14 protein-coding genes are annotated in these 19399 nt (G+C 66.1%); 4 read left to right on the forward strand and 10 right to left on the reverse strand.

Going from position 1 to position 19399, the window contains the following annotated elements:
• Positions 1 to 231: 231 nt before the first annotated feature.
• Genes HH800_RS20520 through HH800_RS20530 form a run of 3 tightly spaced genes read right to left on the reverse strand, consistent with a single transcriptional unit; the run spans position 232 to position 5904 of the window.
• Positions 232 to 1602, reverse strand: a complete 1371-nt coding sequence (locus tag HH800_RS20520) for an efflux transporter outer membrane subunit (RefSeq protein ID WP_169862153.1) — start codon at positions 1600 to 1602, stop codon at positions 232 to 234.
• Complete coding sequence (locus HH800_RS20525) at positions 1599 to 4760, reverse strand: efflux RND transporter permease subunit (RefSeq protein WP_206379181.1); 3162 nt, start codon at positions 4758 to 4760, stop codon at positions 1599 to 1601. The genes HH800_RS20520 and HH800_RS20525 overlap by 4 nt, the downstream gene beginning before the upstream one ends.
• A gap of 10 nt (positions 4761 to 4770) precedes the next feature.
• On the reverse strand, positions 4771 to 5904 hold the full coding sequence (locus tag HH800_RS20530) for an efflux RND transporter periplasmic adaptor subunit (protein ID WP_026109107.1): 1134 nt from the start codon (positions 5902 to 5904) through the stop codon (positions 4771 to 4773).
• A 197-nt stretch (positions 5905 to 6101) separates the two neighbouring features.
• On the opposite strand from HH800_RS20530, the gene HH800_RS20535 reads away from it, so the two are divergent.
• Both HH800_RS20535 and HH800_RS20540 read left to right on the forward strand, forming a co-directional pair.
• A complete protein-coding gene (locus tag HH800_RS20535; protein WP_004209098.1) occupies positions 6102 to 6830 on the forward strand; it encodes a response regulator in 729 nt (242 codons plus the stop codon).
• Positions 6827 to 8197 (forward strand): ATP-binding protein, encoded by a 1371-nt coding sequence (locus HH800_RS20540; RefSeq protein WP_010336210.1) that lies wholly within the window; start codon positions 6827 to 6829, stop codon positions 8195 to 8197. Before HH800_RS20535 ends, HH800_RS20540 begins: the two co-directional genes overlap by 4 nt.
• On the opposite strand, the gene HH800_RS20545 is transcribed toward HH800_RS20540, so the two are convergent.
• From HH800_RS20545 to HH800_RS20560, 4 genes are read right to left on the reverse strand one after another with little or no spacing between them, the layout of a single operon-like run.
• Positions 8194 to 8508 (reverse strand): DUF3325 family protein, encoded by a 315-nt coding sequence (locus HH800_RS20545; RefSeq protein ID WP_010336209.1) that lies wholly within the window; start codon positions 8506 to 8508, stop codon positions 8194 to 8196. The two genes, HH800_RS20540 and HH800_RS20545, sit on opposite strands and share 4 nt — an antisense overlap.
• Entirely contained in the window at positions 8505 to 10019 is a 1515-nt protein-coding gene (locus HH800_RS20550; RefSeq protein ID WP_010336208.1) for a PepSY-associated TM helix domain-containing protein, read from the reverse strand. Before HH800_RS20550 ends, HH800_RS20545 begins: the two co-directional genes overlap by 4 nt.
• Positions 10016 to 10324: a hypothetical protein gene (locus HH800_RS20555; RefSeq protein ID WP_010336207.1), complete on the reverse strand. Its 309-nt coding sequence runs from the start codon at positions 10322 to 10324 to the stop codon at positions 10016 to 10018. Before HH800_RS20555 ends, HH800_RS20550 begins: the two co-directional genes overlap by 4 nt.
• Positions 10321 to 12444: a TonB-dependent siderophore receptor gene (locus tag HH800_RS20560; RefSeq protein WP_169862154.1), complete on the reverse strand. Its 2124-nt coding sequence runs from the start codon at positions 12442 to 12444 to the stop codon at positions 10321 to 10323. Before HH800_RS20560 ends, HH800_RS20555 begins: the two co-directional genes overlap by 4 nt.
• Positions 12445 to 12641: 197 nt before the next feature.
• On the opposite strand from HH800_RS20560, the gene HH800_RS20565 reads away from it, so the two are divergent.
• On the forward strand, positions 12642 to 15035 hold the full coding sequence (locus tag HH800_RS20565; protein WP_169862155.1) for a membrane-bound PQQ-dependent dehydrogenase, glucose/quinate/shikimate family: 2394 nt from the start codon (positions 12642 to 12644) through the stop codon (positions 15033 to 15035).
• 23 nt (positions 15036 to 15058) lie between these two features.
• Here HH800_RS20565 and HH800_RS20570 read toward each other — a convergent pair whose 3' ends face one another.
• Together HH800_RS20570 and HH800_RS20575 are read right to left on the reverse strand one after the other, a co-directional pair.
• The gene (locus HH800_RS20570) at positions 15059 to 16228 is read right to left on the reverse strand and encodes a TonB-dependent receptor domain-containing protein (protein WP_169862156.1); all 1170 of its coding nucleotides are present in this window, start codon (positions 16226 to 16228) and stop codon (positions 15059 to 15061) included.
• The gene (locus tag HH800_RS20575; protein WP_169862157.1) at positions 16225 to 17310 is read right to left on the reverse strand and encodes an endonuclease/exonuclease/phosphatase family protein; all 1086 of its coding nucleotides are present in this window, start codon (positions 17308 to 17310) and stop codon (positions 16225 to 16227) included. Before HH800_RS20575 ends, HH800_RS20570 begins: the two co-directional genes overlap by 4 nt.
• 198 nt (positions 17311 to 17508) lie before the next feature.
• Between HH800_RS20575 and HH800_RS20580 the strand changes: the two genes are divergently transcribed.
• Positions 17509 to 18279 carry a thioesterase family protein gene (locus tag HH800_RS20580; RefSeq protein ID WP_169862158.1) on the forward strand — a complete coding sequence of 257 codons (771 nt, stop codon included), beginning with the start codon at positions 17509 to 17511 and terminating at the stop codon, positions 18277 to 18279.
• Here HH800_RS20580 and HH800_RS20585 read toward each other — a convergent pair whose 3' ends face one another.
• Positions 18280 to 19308 (reverse strand): acetyl-CoA hydrolase/transferase family protein, encoded by a 1029-nt coding sequence (locus HH800_RS20585; protein ID WP_169862159.1) that lies wholly within the window; start codon positions 19306 to 19308, stop codon positions 18280 to 18282.
• Positions 19309 to 19399: the final 91 nt, after the last annotated feature.

The raw sequence follows: 19399 nt of genomic DNA on the forward strand, positions 1-19399 counted from the left end.
GTGAAGAACTATGTTGCGGCTGCGAAGGGATCAGGGCGTATGTCGGGATCGCGTCACGCTGGAGATCAGCTGGTTGATGACGCACTCATCCTGCGCGGCGGATGCACAGATGCCGCACAGCCAGTCCAGACACCGAGCCAGAAATGCCATGGCCCTCTCCTTCTTCTTTATGCGCGCAGAATAACAGGATTCGCGGGCATGGAAAAGCCGGAGAAGAGAGCGGATCGGCGCCTATTGGTCGGCGCCGATCACCCGGTAGAGCAGGATGCGATTCTGCACCGCCGCCAGCTCAGTCGCGATCGCCGATTGCTGCGCGCTATAGAGCGAACGCTGGCTGGTCAGCGAATTGAGGAAGGTGTCGATACCCGCCCGATAGCGCTGGTCCGCCAGCGCGTAATAACGCTGGTTCGCCGTCACCAGCGCCTGCTGCGCCGCCTGCTGCCGGTCGATCGTGCCGGCCCGCGCCAGCCCGTCCGACACTTCCTGGAAGGCGGTCTGGATCGCCTTCTCATATTGCGCGACGTAAAGGTCGCGCTGCGCCTTGCTATAGTCCAGATTGCCGCGCGCCGCCCCGCCAAAGATCGGCATGCTGGCCGATGGCGCCGCCGACCAGGCAAATCCGCCATCGCTGAACAGCGAGGACAGGGCAGAGCTGGCCACGCCGATCGCCGTGGTCAGGCTGATCTTGGGGAACATCGCCGCCCGCGCCGCGCCGATATCGGCATTGGCGGCTTTGAGCTGATGCTCCGCCTGCAACACATCGGGTCGCTGCAACAGCACGTCGGAGGAGAGGCCGGCAGGCACCTTCGCGGTCGATTGCAACAGGCTGTCGAGCGATTGCGGCAGCAACGCATCCTCGACCGGCGTACCAACCAGCAGTTCCAGCGCGTTGCGATCCTGCGCCACCTGGGTGACATTCGCCTCGATGTCGGAGCGCGCCTGCTCCACCGTGGTTTCGGCCTGATGCACGTCCAGCTTGCCGGCCAGACCTGAAGTGTTGAGCGTCTGCGTCAGTTTCAGGCTGCGCTCCGCGCTCGCCAGCGTCTGGCGCGACAGGGCGAGCAATTCCTGGTCCGCCGCCATCGTCGCATAGGCGTTCGCGGTCTCGGCGATCAGGGTGATGCGGGTCGACCGCATCCCTTCCTGCGTCGCCAGATAGGATTCGAGCGCCGATCGGGTCAGATTCTTGACCCGGCCGAACAGATCGATCTCGAACGCGCTGAAGCCGACATCGGCGCTATAGCTGTTCTGCCGATTGTCATTCTGGCGACTGAAGCTCGCCGCCGCGTCACCCGTGATCGTCGGCAGCTGCGCCGCCCGCTCGACTTTGTACTGCGCCCGCGCCGACTGGACATTGGCCAGCGCCACCCGCAGGTCGCGATTATTGGCCAGCGCCCGCTCGATCACGGTCTTGAGCCGGGTATCACCGATCAGCGCGGTCCAGGGCAGGCCCGCAGGCTCGGCGCTGGCCGGGGCATAGGCCTCACCCGTGGGGAAGGCCGGCGCTACCGGCGTTTGCGGCCGGACATATTTGGGCGCCATGTCGCACCCGGCCAGCACCAGCGCCGACAGCGGCATCATCATCCATGCAGCGCGGGTCATGCGGGCACTCCGTCCACGGGCGGTTCCTGGGCCGGCGGCTCGCCACCCGGCTTCTTCTTGTCCATGCCGAACAGGCGGGCGATCGAGACGAAGAAGAGCGGCACGTAGAAGATCGCCAGCACCGTCGCCGTCACCATGCCGCCGACCACCGCCGTGCCGATCGCGACACGGCTCTGCGCGCCCGCGCCGGTGGCGATGGCGAGCGGAATGACGCCCGCGATGAAGGCCAGGCTGGTCATCAGGATCGGACGGAAGCGCAGCCGCGCCGCCTCCAGCGCCGCTTCCAGCGCATTGCGGCCATTGCGATGCGCCAGTTCGGCAAACTCGACGATCAGGATCGCATTCTTCGCCGCCAGACCCATGGTGGTCAGCAGGCCGACCTGGAAGAAGATATTATTCTCCAGCCCGCGCAGCGTCACCGCCAGCACCGCACCGATCAGGCCGAGCGGAATGACCAGCAGCACCGACAGCGGGATCGACCAGCTTTCATAAAGCGCAGCTAGGCAGAGGAAGACCACCAGCACCGACAGTCCATAGAGCAGGGGCGCCTGTCCGCCGGACAATTGCTCCTGATAGCTGAGCCCGCTCCAGGCATAGCTGGTGCCGGCCGGCAACTGCTTCTGTAGTGCCACCATCCGGTCCATCGCATCGCCCGAACTGGCGCCCGGCGCCGACTGGCCCTGGATCTCGAAGGAGGACAGGCCGTTGAAGCGCTGCACGCTGCTCGGCCCCATCACCCAATGGCTGGTGGCAAAGGCGGAGAAGGGCACCATCTCGCCGGTCGTGCTCGACCGCACCATCCAGTTGTCGAGATCGCTCGGCAAGGCGCGATAGGGAGCGTCGGCCTGCATATAGACGCGCTTCACCCGGCCGCGATCGACGAAGTCGTTGACATAGGTGCTGCCCCAGGCGGAGCTGAGCACATCGTCGACATTCGCCTGGGTCAGGCCCAGCACGGTCAGCTTCTCGGTATCGATGTCGATCTTGAGCTGCGGCGTGTCCTCCAGCGAGGCCGCACGCACCCCGGCCAGCACCGGATCCTGCTGCGCGGACGCGATCAGCTGGTTGCGCAGCTCCAGGAAGCGCTCGCGGCTGAGGCCGCCGCTATTCAGCAGTTCGAAGGTGAAGCCGTTGGACTGGCCCAGGCCGCGAATTGCCGGCGGCGTCATCGCCAGCACCTTGGCATCGCGGATCGCGCCCAGCTGCTTGGTCGCCCGATTGGCGATCGTGCCGGCCTCGTTCGTCTTGCCCTTGCGGTCGTCCCATGGCGCCAGGTTGATGAAGCCCTGGCCGACATTCTCGCCCTGCCCCTGGAAACTGAAGCCGGTCATGATGAAGGCGAAGGCGACATTATCCTTCTCGTCATTGAGGAAATAGCTCTGCACCTGGTCGATCGCCGCATTGGTGCGGCTCGACTTGGCGCCGGACGGCAGCGTGACCTGCACCATCACCTGGCCCTGATCCTCGACCGGCAGAAAGCTGGTGGGCAGGCGCATGAACAGCACGACCAATATACCCAGCACCACCGCATAGAGGCCCCAGAAGATGCCCCGCTTGCCGATCACGCCCTGGGTGCGGCGGACATAGCCATTGGTCAGCCGCTCGAACCAGCGGTTGAACTTGCCGAACCAGCCCTTCTCGCGATGCGCCTTGTCGATCGGCTTCAGGATGGTGGCGCACAGGGCCGGCGACAGGATCAATGCGACCACGACCGACAACAGCATCGACGACACGATCGTGATCGAGAATTGGCGATAGATGACGCCGGTCGATCCGCCGAAGAAGGCCATGGGCAGCAGCACCGCCGACAGCACCAGCGCGATGCCGACCAGCGCACTGCCGATCTCCATCATCGACTTGATCGTGGCGTCGCGGGGCGACAGCCCCTCTTCCTCCATGATGCGCTCGACATTCTCGACCACGACGATCGCGTCGTCGACCAGCAGGCCGATCGACAACACCATGCCGAACAGGGTCAGCGTGTTGATCGAATAGCCGAACAGGGCAAGGATGCCGAAGGTGCCGAGCAGGACGACCGGCACCGCGATCGCGGGCACCAGCGTCGCACGCCAGCTCTGCAGGAAGACGAACATCACGATCACGACCAGCACGACCGCCTCGATCAGCGTCTGCACGACTTCCTCGACCGACAGCTTGATGAAGGGCGTGGTGTCGCGCGGATAGACGATCTTGTAGCCGTGCGGCAGATTGCCGCCCAGTTCGGCGACGCGCGCCTTCACCAGCTCGGCGGTCTTGAGCGCGTCGGCGCCCGGCGCCAGCTGTAACGCCATGCCTGATGCCGGATGGCCGTTGAGGCGCGCGCTGGTGGTATAGCTTTCATTGCCCAGCTCGACGCGGGCCACGTCGGACAGGTGGACGACCGACCCGTCGCTCTGCGTCTTCACCACGATATTGCGGAACTGGTCCGGCGTTTCCAGGCGCGCGCGCGCCGTGACGGTGGCGTTGATCTGCTGGTTCGCCGGTGCCGGATCGGCACCGATCTGGCCGGCCGACACTTCGATATTCTGCGCCTTGATCGCCGTTTCGACGTCTGACGGCATCAGCTTGACCGCGGCCAGCTTATAGGGGTCCAGCCAGATGCGCATCGCATATTGCGACCCGAAGATCTGGGTCGCGCCGATGCCGTCGATACGGGCGATCGAATCCTGGAAATTATTGACCAGATAGTCGGCAATGTCCGCCTGGGTGGCATTGTCGGTCTCGTCATAGAGACCCACCAGCATCAGGAAGTCGGTCTGCTGCTTGGTGACCGACAGGCCCTGCTGCTGCACGGCGCTGGGCAGGCGGCTCAGCGCCTGCTGCACCCGGTTCTGCACCTGCACCTGCGCGGTGTCGGGGTCGGTGCCCTTCTGGAAGGTGACGGTGATGCGCGACTGCCCCGTCGATGTCGACGAGGAGGAGAAATACATGAGGCCGTCGATGCCGGTAAGCTGCTGCTCGATGACCTGGGTGACGCTGGTCTCGACCGTTTCGGCTGACGCGCCCGGATAGGTGGCGCTGATGCCCACGCCCGGCGGCGCGATGTCGGGATATTGGGCGACCGGCAGCGACAGCATGCCGCCCAGGCCCGCCAGCATGATGCCGATGGCGATGACCCAGGCAAAGATCGGCCGGTCGATGAAAAAGCGGCTCAGCACCGGGCCTCTCCTACTTCTTCGCCGCGACGGCGACGGGCTTTACCTTGTCGTCGGGCTGGACCTTGTCGGTGCCTTCGACGATCAGCCGGTCGCCGGCCTTCAGGCCTGCGGTGATCAGCCATTTGTCGCCGATCGCCTGCGCGGCGGTGACGGTGCGGCGCTCGACCTTGTTGTCCTTGGTCACGACCAGCGCGGTCGCATTGCCCTTGGCGTCGCGGGCGATGCCCTGCTGCGGCGCCAGGATCGCGCCGGGCACGACCGACTGGGGCGCCACGACGCGCACGAACATGCCGGGCAACAGCATGCCGTCGGGATTGGGGAAGCGCGCGCGCAGCGTCACCGTGCCGCTGTCGACATCGACGATCGGCTCGGCAAATTCGATCCGCCCTTCCAGCGGATATTCGCTGCCATCGTCCAGCTTCAGCCGGATCGTCGCGCTAGCCGGCAGCGTCTTGCCCGCCGCCAGCGATCGCCGCAGCTGCAGCAGCTGGCTGCTCGACTGGGTGACGTCGACATAGATGGGGTCAAGCTGCTGGATCGTCGTCAGCGGATCGGTCTGGCTGGCGGTCACCAGCGCGCCGGGGGTGAAGAGGGTCCGGCCGATCCGGCCGCTGATCGGGGCGCGCACCTGGGTGAAGGTCAGGTTCACATTGGCGGTGTCGAGCGAGGCGCGCGCCTGGCCCACGGCGGCCGCTGCCTGGCGCGCCGTCGCGATCACATCGTCGCGGTCCTGCGCGCTCACCGCCTCGGTATCGCCCAGGCCGCGATAGCGCTGCGCCTTGGCCTGTGCCGCTACCGCCGTCGCCTGCGCGCTGACCAGCGCCGCCTGCGCCTCGTCGCGCGACGCGCGATAGAGCCGTTCGTCAATCTGGTAGAGCGGCTGGCCGGCCGTCACCATCGATCCTTCGGTGAACAGCCTTTTCTGGATCACGCCGGTGATCTGCGGCCGGACTTCCGACTGCATGGTGGACACAGTGCGCGCCGGCAATTCGGACGAGACGGTCACATTCTGTGCCGCCAGCGTCACCACGCCCACTTCCACAGGCCCTTTCTTTGGCGCCTTTTCCTGTCCGCAAGCGGTGATCAGGATGCATAATGCGATCGGTGCGACCCGGAGGCTCCGGAGCTCTGTGAAAATGGGCATGGCTTCACATCGTTACCGCCGGCAGGCAGCGCCGACGATCGCCTGATCGCGATTTGGGCGGTATCCTGCTAGACCAAGTTGATATCCTGACGCATCATCATGTCGCGTGACATCCGAACGCGTATCGCTTTGTATCGCCCTGTATCATCCCCGGTAGAGGCACAGACTTTTGCAATATCCGCCGCTAGAAGCGCAACATGGCTGACCTGTCCGATCCCCGCCGCAACAGCGTCATCGTCGTCGACGATGATGCCGATATTCGCGGTCTGATCGTCGATCAGTTGCGGCAGGAAAATTACGACTTGCTCTCTGCATCCAACCTCGCCGAACTGCGCCAGGCCCTGCGCGACCAGCCGGTCGACCTGATCGTGCTCGACCTCAACCTGCCCGATGGCGACGGCCTGTCGCTGTGCCGCGAACTGCGCGCCGAAGGATCGGGCATCCAGATCATCATGGTGACGGCGCGCGGCAGCGCGATCGACCGGGTGCTCGGGCTGGAACTGGGCGCCGACGATTATCTGACCAAGCCGTTCGAGCCGCGCGAGCTGCTGGTGCGTATCCGCAACCTGCTGCGCCGTCCCCGCGTCGAGGCCCCGGCACCCGCCGACCAGTCCCGCTATGCCGTCTTCGGTCCCTGGCGGCTCGATCTGCTGCAACGCCGGCTGATCGCCCCGGATGATCGGCTCGTCATGCTGTCCTCGGCCGAGTTTCGCCTGCTCTCCCGCTTCATCGAGGAGCCCAATGTCGTGCTGGCGCGCGAGACGTTGCTGCCCGAACGGCGTGCCACCGCCGCCTTCGACCGCACCATCGACCTGCAGGTCAGCCGCCTGCGCCAGAAGCTGGCCGGCGCCACCGGCGGCGCCGACCTGATCCTGACCGTTCGGGGCGAAGGCTATGTCCTCGCCAGCCCGGTGCGCTACGAATGATCGGCCAGCCGGTGCAGCGCGTGCGGGATTTCTTCCGCTCGATGGCGGGGCATATTTTCGTGCTGCTGACCGTCGGCATCTCGCTTTCGGCCATCCTCGCGCTCGCCGTGTCGGAACAGGGGCGGCGTCATGATTTCGAACGCGTCCGCCGCCAGCGCGTGCTGGCCAGCGCCTTCGACGTCGCCGACCGGCTGCGCCGCGATCCGGTGCGGGTTCAGCAGATGCTGGAAAATCACGGCATTGTCGGCGCTTCCATCGCCCCTGACGGCATCTCCATCAACGAGCCCGATCCCGATCTCGAAGCCGCGCTCGCCCGGCGTTTCGGCCCCCGCGCCCAGCCAGAGGCGGGACAGGTGCCCTTCGGCCTCTGTTTCCCGGACAAGGATGCCGGGCGCAGCCGCGCCGCCGGCCTGATCGACGCGCCCCGGCCCGATTGCTGGATCGTGCGCATGACCGACGCGACCGGCCAGCGCCGCGGCATGGCGCTCACCTTCCCGCGCCTCGCCCGACCGCCCAGTTCGCTGTTCAGTCCGGCCTATCTGGTCGTCATCCTGCTCTCGGCCGCCGGCCTCTCGATCCTGATCGGCCGGATCGCCGCCAAGCCGCTGCGCCGCCTGTCCCAGGCCGCCGAAGCCTTTTCCGTGTCGCGCGACCCGGAGGAAATTCCCGAGCGCGGGCCGGAGGAGGTGCGCGCCGCCCTCTCCACCTTCAACCTGATGCAGCGCCGCGTCCGCGCCGGCTTCACCGAACGGACCCAGTTGCTGGCGGCGATCAGCCATGATCTCCAGACCCCGCTCACCCGGCTGCGGCTGCGGCTGGAACTGGTCGAGAATGAGGAACTGCGCGCCCGCCTGCTGCAGGATCATGAGGCGATGCAGCGGCTGGTGCGCGAAGGGCTGGACCTTGCCGCCAGCACCGAGACGCATGAGGATTGGTCGGTGATCGACCTCGACTCCCTGCTCGCCAGCATGGCCGAGGATGCGCAGGAACTGGGAGCGCCCGTCCAGTTCGCCGCCGGTTGCGGCGCGTCGGTCCGGGTCAAGCCCAATGCGCTGACCCGCTGCATGAGCAATCTGGTCGACAATGCCGTCAAATATGGCGGATGCGCAAAGATCAGCTGCCTGCGCACGCCCGGCCATGTCACGATCGAGATACGCGACCATGGCCCCGGCATCCCGCCGCAGGATCTGGACCAGATGTTCGAACCCTTCACCCGCGGCGCCAGCAGCCAGCCGGGCGGCCGCCACGGCACCGGCATCGGTCTCACCATCGCGCGGTCGCTGGGCCTCAGCTTCGGTGCGATCGTCGCGTTGCGCAATGCACCCGATGGCGGGCTGATCGCCAGTATCGAGATGAAGGCGGCCTAAACCGCGCCGACGACCATCAGCGCCAATGCCAGCAGCAGCCCGCCGCGCGCCAGCCGGGGGCCATAGGTCAGCGCCAGCAGCACCGCCCCCGCCATCAGCGGCAGCAGCCCGCACCAGGTGACGATGCCGATCCCGTCGGCGCCGGCCAGGATCGCGCCGAGCAGCGACAGGGCAATCGCGCTCCAGCCGAGCAGCGGCAGATACCGGGCCAGCCCATGGCGTTGCCATGGACCAAGCAGCGCCGGTCCATGCCGCGTCATCGCCGCCGCCAATGCGAAGAAACCGATATAGAGCAGTCCCGCAACGATCATGCCGGCTGCTCCCGCATCCGCCGTCGCGCTGGTGTTGGCGCATTGCGCCGCCGCACCTGCCGACGCACGATCAGCGCCAGCGCGGCCGCCATGGCCAGGAACAGAAGATTGCCGGCCAGCAGGACCGGTTCGGTCGACCAGACCGGCCCCAGCACTGCCGCCAACGCGCAGGCAAAGGCCAGCAGTCCCATCATCAACGGCCAGCCGATGGCCGGACGCAGCGCCAGCCCGGCCAGCAGTGCCGCAGCCGCCGTCCACAAGGCCACGGACACTTCCGCTTCGGGGCGCCCCGCCATGCCGATCGGCAACAGGCGATTGGCGATGAAATAGGCGACCGCGCCCAGCGGCACGCCGGTGATCACGCCGACATTGAGCCGTTCAAGGATGCGATTGCCGATCGAGAGCGGCTGGCGCTCGCGCCGCTTGGCGATCCACAGCACCATCCCGGTCGAGATCGCCAGCGTCAGCATCGCCCCGCCCAGCACATAGAGCCAGCGCGTCGCCATCGGTGCGAAGCGCGCCATGTGCAGCCCATAGGCGACCTGATAGGTGCGCATCGCCGGCCGCCGCTCGACCCAGCTCTTGAGCAGCCGACCCGTCGCGCCGTCGAAGCTCGCCTGCCCCCGCATATAGCCGATCGAGTCGGCATCGGACTGGTAGACGGTGACGATCGATGCCGCGTCGCCGGGATTGAACACATAGACGCGGCCGACATGGCCGCCGCCAAATGCGCGCTCGGCCGCCGTCAGCATCGGTGCGATCGGCGCCAGCGACGCGGGCTTGCCGGCCGCCGGACGGGTCACCGAACCCGGCGCCAGCGCCTCGTACATCTCCATCACCTTGTCACCATAGCCGGCACTGATCGGCCAGGGCATGTTGAGCGACGCCAGCGTCAGCAGCCCGGTAAAGGTGATCATCAGGTGGAAGGGCATGGCCAGCACGCCCGTCGCATTATGCCCGTCGAGCCAGGACCGCTGCCCCTTGGCCGGGCGGAAGGTGAAGAAGTCCTTGAAGATGCGCTTGTGCGCGATGATGCCGGTGACCAGCGCGACCAGCATGACCATCGCCGCCAGCGAGGCGAGCAGCCGGCCCCAGGGATAGGGAATTTCCAGCTCGAAATGGAGGCGGTAGAAGAATTCGCCGCCCAACGTCTCGCGCGCGACCGGCGCGCCGGTCACCGGATCTAGCGCGCGATACAGATAATCGCTGCCCTGGTCATAGGATGCCTCGACAGTATTGGCCCGGCCGTCAGGCGCGGTCAGATACCAGCCGGTGGAACCGGGCGCATGTTTCGACAGCCAGCCGGTCGCCGCGACGATCGCGCTCTTGCCATCCGCCTGCACCGTCACTTCGGGCCGCATCCAGCGACCGATCTCCGGCTTGAAGACGCTGAGCGTCCCGGCCAGACACATGACGAACAGCACATAGCCCAGAAGCAGCCCGGTCCAGCCGTGCAGCCAGGCCATCGCCTGCCGCACGCCATCCCGCACCATCGCCGATGCCCCGCTCATGCAAAGCCTCCGCTGGTCCAGACCAGTCCGGCCAGCAGTGCGGAAAGAACTATCACGCCGCCCAGAGCGACCCAGGGTCCGCGCGCCAGAAAGGCCCACACGCTGACCGCTGGGGCGAACAGATAGGATAACATGGTCGCCACCGTCACCGCCTCCAGCCGGCCCATCGGCAGGGTGCGGGCCAGCAGCATCGCCGCCAGCGCCGCAACCGCATAGGCGCCCACCGTGCCCGCGAGCGTGCGCAGCGCGACATTGCCGCGATAACGCCAGCCGCTACGGGCGCGCAGAGCCGCCGCCTTCGTCAATAGTCGACGCTCAGCGTGAGCACCGCCGTGCGCGGCGCGGCGTAGAAGGCCTGGCCCCACATCAGGCTGCCCAGATATTTGGTGTTGGTGACATTCTTCACGTTCACGCTCGCCCGCAGATGATCGACCACCCGGATACCCGCCATCAGGTCGAGCACGGCATAGCTCTTCTGCTTAACGACGACATCGCCCATGTAAACATCGCCGTCATAGACATCGGTCAGCGTCGTCTTGATCGCATTCTGCCAGCGCATCTGCGCGCCCAGCTTCAGGTCGTTGAGCTGCGGCACCTGATAGGTGGTGGCCAGCTTCAGCGACTTGGTCGGCAACCAGGTGCGGGTGTCGTTGCCCTCGTCATCCTCGATATCATATTGGGTATAGCCGCCGCTCAGCGTCCACTGGTCGGTGATCTTGCCCGCCACTTCCAGCTCGAAACCGGTCGAGGTGGTATCGACGCCGGCATAATAGCTGCCGCCGGCCTTGCCCGGTCCATCCTCGCCAAAGGTGCCGGCATAGTCGGCCAGTCCCTTCTGCTTGGCGCGGAACACGGTGGCGGTCGCATAAAGGCGATCGCCGAACCAGCTGCTCTTGATGCCGCCCTCGATGCTGGTGCCCTTGGCCGGGTCCAGCTTGCGATTATTGGCGTCGACCTCCGCTTGCGGGTTATAGATGTCGGTATAGCTGGCATAAAGGGTGACGTTGGGCGCCACGTCATAGAGCAGGCCGAGATAGGGGCTGATCTTGTGGTCGTCGCGCGCCTGATCGGTGCCATAGGAATAGCCGGACGACTTGATCCACATCGCGCTGGCGCCGATCACGCCCTTCAACTGGTCGGTGAAGTTGAGATGCGCCGCGCCATAGAGGCGGGTCAGCTCGTCGCTATATTTGGCGGCCAGATATTCGCCCGGATAATCCGGCTCGGTCACCTGCGCGCTGCCCCAGTCATAGACCGACGGATAGACCAGCGCCGTGTCCTCGGCGAAATTCTCCCACTCCTTGGCGTTCGACTTGGCGTAGGAGAGGCCGAGCACCAGCTTGTGCTCGCGGCCGAACAGGCTGAACGGACCGGTGGCGCTGAAATCGCCCAGATATTGCTTATAGTCGGACGGATAGATGCCGGACATGCCGTAAACGCCCTCGCCCGTCTCCTTGTCGGGATAGCCATAGGCATAGAGCAGCTTCGCATTCTCCTGGAAGCGCTTGTAGGTGAACATGCCGCTCAGCGTCCATTGGCCCATGGTATAGACCAGTTCGCCAAAGCTATTCTGGTCCTTGGTGTTCCAATAGGTCCAGTCGGCCGAGGTGGTTGCCGAACGCGCATGGTCGATCCGCGTGCCGTCGGTGAAGACCAGCGGCATCGCGCCCCACAGCACGCCGTCGGCGTCATTTTCCTGGCGGGTATAACCGACCGTCGCCTTGAGATCGGGCGTCACCTGCCAGGCGACGATCGCGCCAAAAACGTCGCGATTGATATGGTTATAGTCGAGATGCGTGTCGCGATCCTCATGCGCATAGATGAAGCGCGCCGATACTGTATCCGTGACCGGGACATTGACGTCGCCTTCCACGCGCCACAGGTCGCGCGAACCGACCTGGGCCGTGCCCTTGGCCTGGAACTCGTCGAGCGGCCGCTTGCGGACATAGTTGATCGTCGCCGACGGGTTGCCGATGCCGGTCATGATCGCATTGGCGCCGCGCACCGCCTCGACATTCTCGAACAGGGCGGTGTCGAGATCGCCGAACTGGATGCCCCAGGCCAGCGGCAGGCCGACGCCATCGACCTGGAAGTTGGACACGTCGAAACCGCGCGAATTGAAATAGGTGCGGTCCGTCTCGACGCGCTCGACATTGATGCCGATCGTCTGGTCGAGCAGGTCGTTGACATTGGTGATCGCGAAATCCTCGATCCGTTCGCGATTGATGATCGTCACCGACTGCGGCGTCTCGCGCACCGACAGCGACAGGGCGGTGGCGGAACTGGACGGCTGGTTGGCCGCAGTCACGACGATCCGCGACGCGTCCTCTGCGGCATTGTCCGCTTCTGCCGCGCGGGCGACATGCGGCATCACGACAAGGGCAAAGCTGCTGCTCAATAGGAGGTGGCGCAAGGACAGACGCATTATGATTTCCCGGATGGCTCTCTATCTGCGCCGCGCGTTAGGCATGTCCAGAATGCGAGTCAAACGCATTAGCATTGCATGCGCGCTACAATCGCGCCACGAAGATGAAATTTTGTTCATGTCTGGAACGAAGCTGGTCGGTTTCTCCTTTGTAAACCGGCACCTGCCCGTGCCTCCTGCCCAGGGAGTATCCGACCATGACAAACGCACCGCCCCGCCGATCGATCGCCGCCCTGATATTTGGCATCGTCTTCGGCCTCATCGGGCTGGTGCTGACCGGCGGCGGCGCCTGGCTGCTGATCTCGGGCGGCTCGCCTTATTATCTGGTCACCGGCATCGCCCTGATCATTTCGGGTGTGCTGCTGGCGCGCGGGCGCAAGGTGGGCGGCTGGCTCTACATTGTCATCTTCGCTGTCACTTTGCTCTGGGCCTATTGGGAAGTGGGCCTCAATCCCTGGGCACTGGTGCCGCGCGTCGTCGCCCCGCTGGTCCTCCTGATCACGCTGCAACTGGTGTGGCCGACGCTCGACCGCAGCGCTGGTCGCTGGCGCCGTGCATGGGTCGGGGTAGCTGTCACTTTCGTTGTCGCGATCGGCTTTTTCTGGAGCATCGCCAGCAACTTCATTCCGCCGGTGCTGCAGGGTCTGCCCGACGCCCGCTATGCCATGGCCGATCCCTCGATCGGCACCACCGGCGCCGACTGGCCGGCCTATGGCGGCACCAACAGCGCCCGGCGCTACTCGCCGCTCGCCCAGATCACCCCGGCCAATGTGGGTAACCTCAAGCGCGCCTGGATGATCCACACCGGCGACCTGCCGGCCTCGGCCCAGATCCGCAACACCTATGGCGCAGAAAACACGCCGCTCAAGATCGGCGACACCCTCTATGTCTGCACGCCCAAGAGCATGGTGATCGCGCTCGATCCTGCCACCGGCAAACAGAAATGGCGCTTCGATACCAGGGTGTCGGATGAGGCCATTCCATACACCGCCGCCTGTCGCGGGGTCAGCTATTATGCCGTGCCCGGCGCTGCGGCCGACACGCCCTGCGCCCAGCGCATCATCCTGGGCACGCTCGACGCACGGATCATGGCGCTTGACGCCCGCACCGGCCAGCAGTGCCGCGACTTTGGCAATAATGGCCAGGTCCGCATCACCGACGGTATGGGCCAAGTCCCTCCAGGCTATGTCTCCATCACCTCGCCGCCAACCATCGTGCGCGGCGTCATCGTCACCGGCCATCAGGTGCTGGACGGGCAGGATCGCTGGGCGCCGTCCGGCGTGATCCAGGCCTATGACGCGGTCAACGGCAAGATGCGCTGGGCCTGGGACATGATGCACCCGGAACGCAGCGGTCCGCCGCCGGCCGGCCAGACCTATGCCCGCGGCACGCCGAACATGTGGACGATCGCCTCGGGCGACGAGCAGCTTGGCCTCGTCTACCTGCCGATGGGCAACAGCGCCGCCGATTATTACAGCAGCCTGCGCCGGCCGGAGGAAAATCGCTACGCCACCTCGCTGGTCGCGATCGACGTGATGACCGGCAAGCCGCGCTGGAATTTCCAGGCAGTGCGCAAGGATGTGTGGGACTATGATTTCGGCGCCCAGGCGCCCCTGATCGACTTCCCGACCACGCGCGGCCCGGTGCCGGCGATGCTGCTGCCCAGCAAGCAGGGCGACATCTATGTGCTCGACCGCCGCACCGGCCGGCCGCTGACCCCGATCGGTGATATCAAGGCCCCGCAGATCGGCGTGGAGCCGCAGCAGCGCGCCGCCACCCAGCGCATCTCGCTCTACCATACGCTGCGCAAGCCAGACCTCACCGAAAAGGACATGTGGGGCATGTCGCCGATCGACCAGATGATCTGCCGCATCCAGTTCCGCCGGGCGAGCTACAAGGGTTTCTTCACTCCGCCCGAGGCCGACAAGCACTCGATCGAATATCCCGGCTATAATGGCGGCACCGACTGGGGCGGCATCGCCGTCGATCCGGCACGCGGGGTGATCGTCGCCAATTATAACGATATGCCCAATTATGTCCGGCTGGTACCCCGCAAGGAAGCCAACAAGAAGGGCTGGGCACCGCGCGATCAGGCACGCGGCGAAATTGGCGGGGCGGAGGGCGCGGGCGATCCGCAGGCGCACACCCCCTATGCGATCGACGTCAATGCCGGCTGGCGCCTGCCCTTCACCGGCCTGCTGTGCAAGCAGCCCCCCTATGGCGGGATCCGCGCGATCGACATCGCCACCGGCAAGACCATCTGGGATCGCCCCTTCGGCACGGCACGGACCAATGGGCCGTTCGGCATCCCCTCCATGCTTCCGCTGACGATCGGCACACCCAATAATGGCGGGTCGGTGGTAACGGCCGGCGGGCTGATCTTCGTCGCCGCCGCGACCGACAATCTGATCCGCGCGATCGACCTCAAGACCGGCAAGACGCTGTGGCAGGATGTGCTGCCCGCCGGTGGTCAGGCGACGCCGATGACCTACAGCCAGAATGGCAAGCAATATCTGGTCATCATGGCCGGCGGTCATCATTTCATGCAGACGCCAGTGGGCGACGAGCTGATTGCCTATGCCCTGAACTGAGGTGCTTCCTGCCGCCCCTTGCCTTACCAGGCGAGGGCGGCGGTCAGCATCAGTGCCTGCGCCTGATCCTCCGGCCGCGCCGCGCCGGAGGCATCGGTGCGCAGGAGCCGGCTGCTCGCCAGTTGGTCGGGGTCTGTGAGGTGCAGGCCGACCCGCATCGGTCGACGCCCCGCCAACGCATAATCGATTCCGGCCTCCAGCCGCAGGCCACCATCATCCTGCATCAGCGCCGGCGCGCTGCTCTGCGCTGCAGCAACCCGGCATCGCCATGGGCCCTGCGCCCACAGTCCTTCCAGCATCAGTTGCTGCTCCTGCACGCGGCCGCCCTGCTCCTGGCGCAGTCGCGCCACATGGTAGCGCGCCGACAGGCTGAGCGCGGACGTCAGCCGATGCTCCGCCCGCATCGCCAGCCCCCGCACATGTGCCGATCCGCGATTGACCGGCAGATAGCCGTCCTCGACAAAGGCCAGCCGGTCCTCGATCTCGCCGTCAAAGGCATCGACCGCCAATGTCAGGTCCGGTGCCACCATCCAGTCGCTGCCCAGCCGCATGCGGCTGTCGCGTTCCGGCCGCAAACCGGCCTGCAATGTGCGGAACGCCTCCCGCGTCAGCCCCAGCGCACCCGACAGGCCGACCCCGGCATAGGCCTCTATCGTCTCGCGATAATCCGCGCGCAGGGTGACGCCGGGCGCGGCGTCATAGGCCAGCCGCCCCGTCGGCAAGAACAGGTCGCGGCTCTTGATTGCGTCGCTGCCATAGAGCGCGGTCACATTGGCCCCGCGATTGTTGAGCTTGGCCCCCTGCCAGCCCAGCTCAGCCTGCAAGCCGTCCGCCAGTGGCAGGCTGCCATGGGCGTCGACCAGCATCAGACTGCTGCGCGGCTGGGCATCGCCGGACAGGTCGGCAGGCAGCGGCACCGCGCCGATCCGCCGCGCGGGCAGCGCCACCATCCGGTCGCGCTTGCGCTGGACGGCGATGCCGATCGCCGCCGGCTCGGCCGGCGATGGCGCCAGTTCGACCGCATAGATGCGCGCCGGTTTCGCGGTGCCGGCCAGCGGCGCGGGCAGCAGGGAAAACCGCAAGGGCCGTTTCAGCACAAAGCCGCCATGATCGGGGGTAATCGTCTGCGCCGATGCCGGGACCGCGAACGCCAGGGTTGCCAGCGGCACCACCATCCAGCGGATCATCGTCATGACGCCACCTGCGCCAATTGAATGACGGCTCCGGCGCGACGTTCAGGTTCATAGGCGATCATATAGCCGAAATGGTCGGACAGCGGCGCGCCCTCCACTTCCGTACCAAAGGGCACGGCCGCGTGAATGGCCCGCATCGGCCGACCACGATCGTCGCGAGCGAACAGCCAATCCTTGCCGCGCGCGCTCGCCTGTTCGAGATCCCGGTGCGTGCCGACATCGGATGGCAGGCTGTCCGCCAAAACCCGACGTGTGCCGCCCAGATGCGCCGCGACAAAGCCCATGCCCGTCCGCGCCCAATGGGCGAAGAAGGCGTGGATGCGGTTGCGATCGCCGCCGATATTGAGGTCACCGCCCAGGATCATCGGCTGTCCGGCCGGCACATGGGCACGCACGAAATCGGCCAGCAACCCGGCCTGCCTGTCGAACGCCCGTTGCGACCGGGCGATCGCCACGCCCGCCGCCTTGCGCGCGTTGAGATGGGTGTTGACGATGCTGACCGGCCCGTCGAAGCCCGGCACCGCCAGATGAGCGATCAGCACGCCCTTGTTCGCCAGGCAATCGAAGCCGGCACAGGCGAAATCGGGAAAGGCCATGCGGTCGATGCCGGCGATCGGATAATCGGACAGGATCAGCAGACCGCTGTTCAACTGCTTGGGTGCTGTCTCGCCCCGGTCCCATCGCGCCGCCTGCAGAAAGTGGCGGTCATCCGGTCCCGCCACAATCGCCGTACGCAACCCGCTGTCCGGGCCGATCGCGACATGGGCATAGCCCGCACGGCGCGCCAACTGTGCGACCTGCGGCGAGAAGGCTTCCTGCAACAGGACGATATGCGGCTGGCGCCCGGCCCGGCGCAGCGCCGCCAGCCGATCGGCGATGTGGCCCAGTGCCTCGTCCCGGCCAAGGGCGATCGGCCAGGGCAGGCCCATCACATTATAGGTCATCACCGACAGCGGCCTATCCGGCTGTGGCGCGGTCGCCGCCAGCCCGGCAGTATCGCTCCGCCGACTTTCGCCCTGCGATCCCGTGGCGGCCAACACCGCCAGGCTCGCGACCAATATGGCACGCAAAGGCTTCGCCATCCCTCATTCCCCTGCCTCCTCCCTAGCAGGCGCATGAGTCATGCTCGTGTCGTTCGCGCGGCAGTGGGGTTAAATTTTGAAGGCGGCGATCGTCATCCGACCGACGCCGGACTGTCATCATCGCCGTCAGCTTGCGGGCGGCCGGTTCCTGCTGATAGGGGAAATCCGACCCGCCCAGACGGCAATGAAGAGGATCCCATGGCCTATTTCCGGCGGCTTGATGCCCGCCATTTCACCCCGACGGAACTAGTCGGCGGCGCCTGGAACGTGACGGAACAGCATGTCGCCCCCGCAATCGGCCTGCTGGCCCATGCGATCGAGGTGGACGCCAAGGCACGCCGACCCGATCCGCTGCAACTGGGGCGCCTGTCCTATGATATCCTGGGCACCATCCCGCTCGATACGATCGAAATCGACGTCAGCGTCATCCGACCCGGCCGCACCATCGAGCTGGTCGAAGCGCGGCTCAGCCATGGCGGCCGACCCGCAATCCTGCTGCGCGCCTGGCTGGCCCAGACCTACGACACCAGCGCGATCGCCGGCGGGGGCTTTGATCCCGTTCCCGGCCCGGAAACCATGGCCCCCTGGGACGGCACCGGCGAATGGCCCGGCGGCTTCATCGCCAGCATCGACGCCCGCCGCCAGCCTATCGCGCCGGGCCGCGCCGTTGGCTGGATCCGCACGCCCCATGCGCTGATCGAGGATGAGGCAGTATCGCCGCTCGCCCGCGCCATGGGGCTGGTCGATACCGCCAATGGCCTGGCGCCTCTGGTATCGACCGCCGACGCCGCCTTTCCCAATCTCGACCTCACCGCCCATATCTTCCGCGCGCCGGTCGGCGAATGGCTGGGCTGCGACGTTACCGTCTCCTTCGGCACCGACGGCATCGGCCTTACCCACAGCATCCTTCACGACCGGGATGGCGCGATCGGCACCGTCTCGCAATGGCTGACGATCCGTCCGCGCTGATCAGTTGGCAAACAATCCCGCTTCGAACGCGGCGCGCTCCAGCTGTTCCCGAAAATCGGGATGGGCGATGGCGATCAGGGCTTTGGCCCGCTGCCCCACCGACTTGCCCTTGAGATCGGCCAGGCCATATTCGGTGACGATCAGATGCGTGTCCATGCGCGGCGTCGTCACCGGCCCGTCCAGACGCGGGGTGATGCGGGAAATCGTGCCCTTGGCGGCGGTGGAATGGCAGGCGATGATCGATCGTCCACCACGCGAAGCATAGGCGCCGCGCACGAAATCCACCTGTCCGCCGGTGCCGCTGAACTGTCGCCCGTTGACGAATTCGGAATTGCAGGCGCCGATCCCCATCTGCAGGCAGTCGCCATCGCGGATCAGACCGGCGACGGTGGCGCCGATCGCATCGTCGACCGCCGTGCGGGTGATGGCCGGCAGCGTCGGCAGCGCGACATCATGCTCGACCAGCGCCGTCACCGCCGACAGGGGGATCATGCAATCGCCCCGCACATAGGGCATATGCGCATTCACCTCCAGGATGATCCGGGTGCCCGGCTTGCGCGCCACCGCCAGTGCATAGTCGACATCGGTTCCCAGGCTGAAATTGCCGTCCGCATCCATCGGCGCGACCGTCGCAATCAGCGTGTCGACGCCGACATGCTCGACCATGGCGCGCGGCACCTGGCTGAAATGGCAGGGCAGGAAATCGACCATCGGCAGATGCGCGTCGCCATGCTGGCGATCCAGCATCCGTTCGACGCCGCCATGAAACAGGCTCATCGGCGTGATCCGGTCGCGCAGCGCGAAGTCGAATACGTTGGCCCCGGCGATCCCGGTGCAGAGCATATAATAGATACGCAGATCAGCGACAGAACCGGACCGGGCGCGTTCGGCAAGGGCAGCGAGCAGGGCGGGCGGCTGACCGGTACCCAAAGCCATGCAGATCTTCGCACCCGACGGGATCAGCGCCGCCGCCTCCTGCGCCGAACGCCGTGTCTGCTGATATAATGCCTGGTCGCCCTTTGGGGTCATGGATCGCCTCTCTCCTGTGGTCGATCCCTAACCTATAGCCGCCGGCGCGCGTTTCACCACGCGGCAAAAGGACCAAGGGCGGGTCCGGTTG

The sequence above is a fragment of the Sphingobium yanoikuyae genome (genome assembly GCF_013001025.1).
In the GTDB taxonomy this organism is placed as follows: Bacteria; Pseudomonadota; Alphaproteobacteria; order Sphingomonadales; family Sphingomonadaceae; genus Sphingobium; species Sphingobium yanoikuyae_A.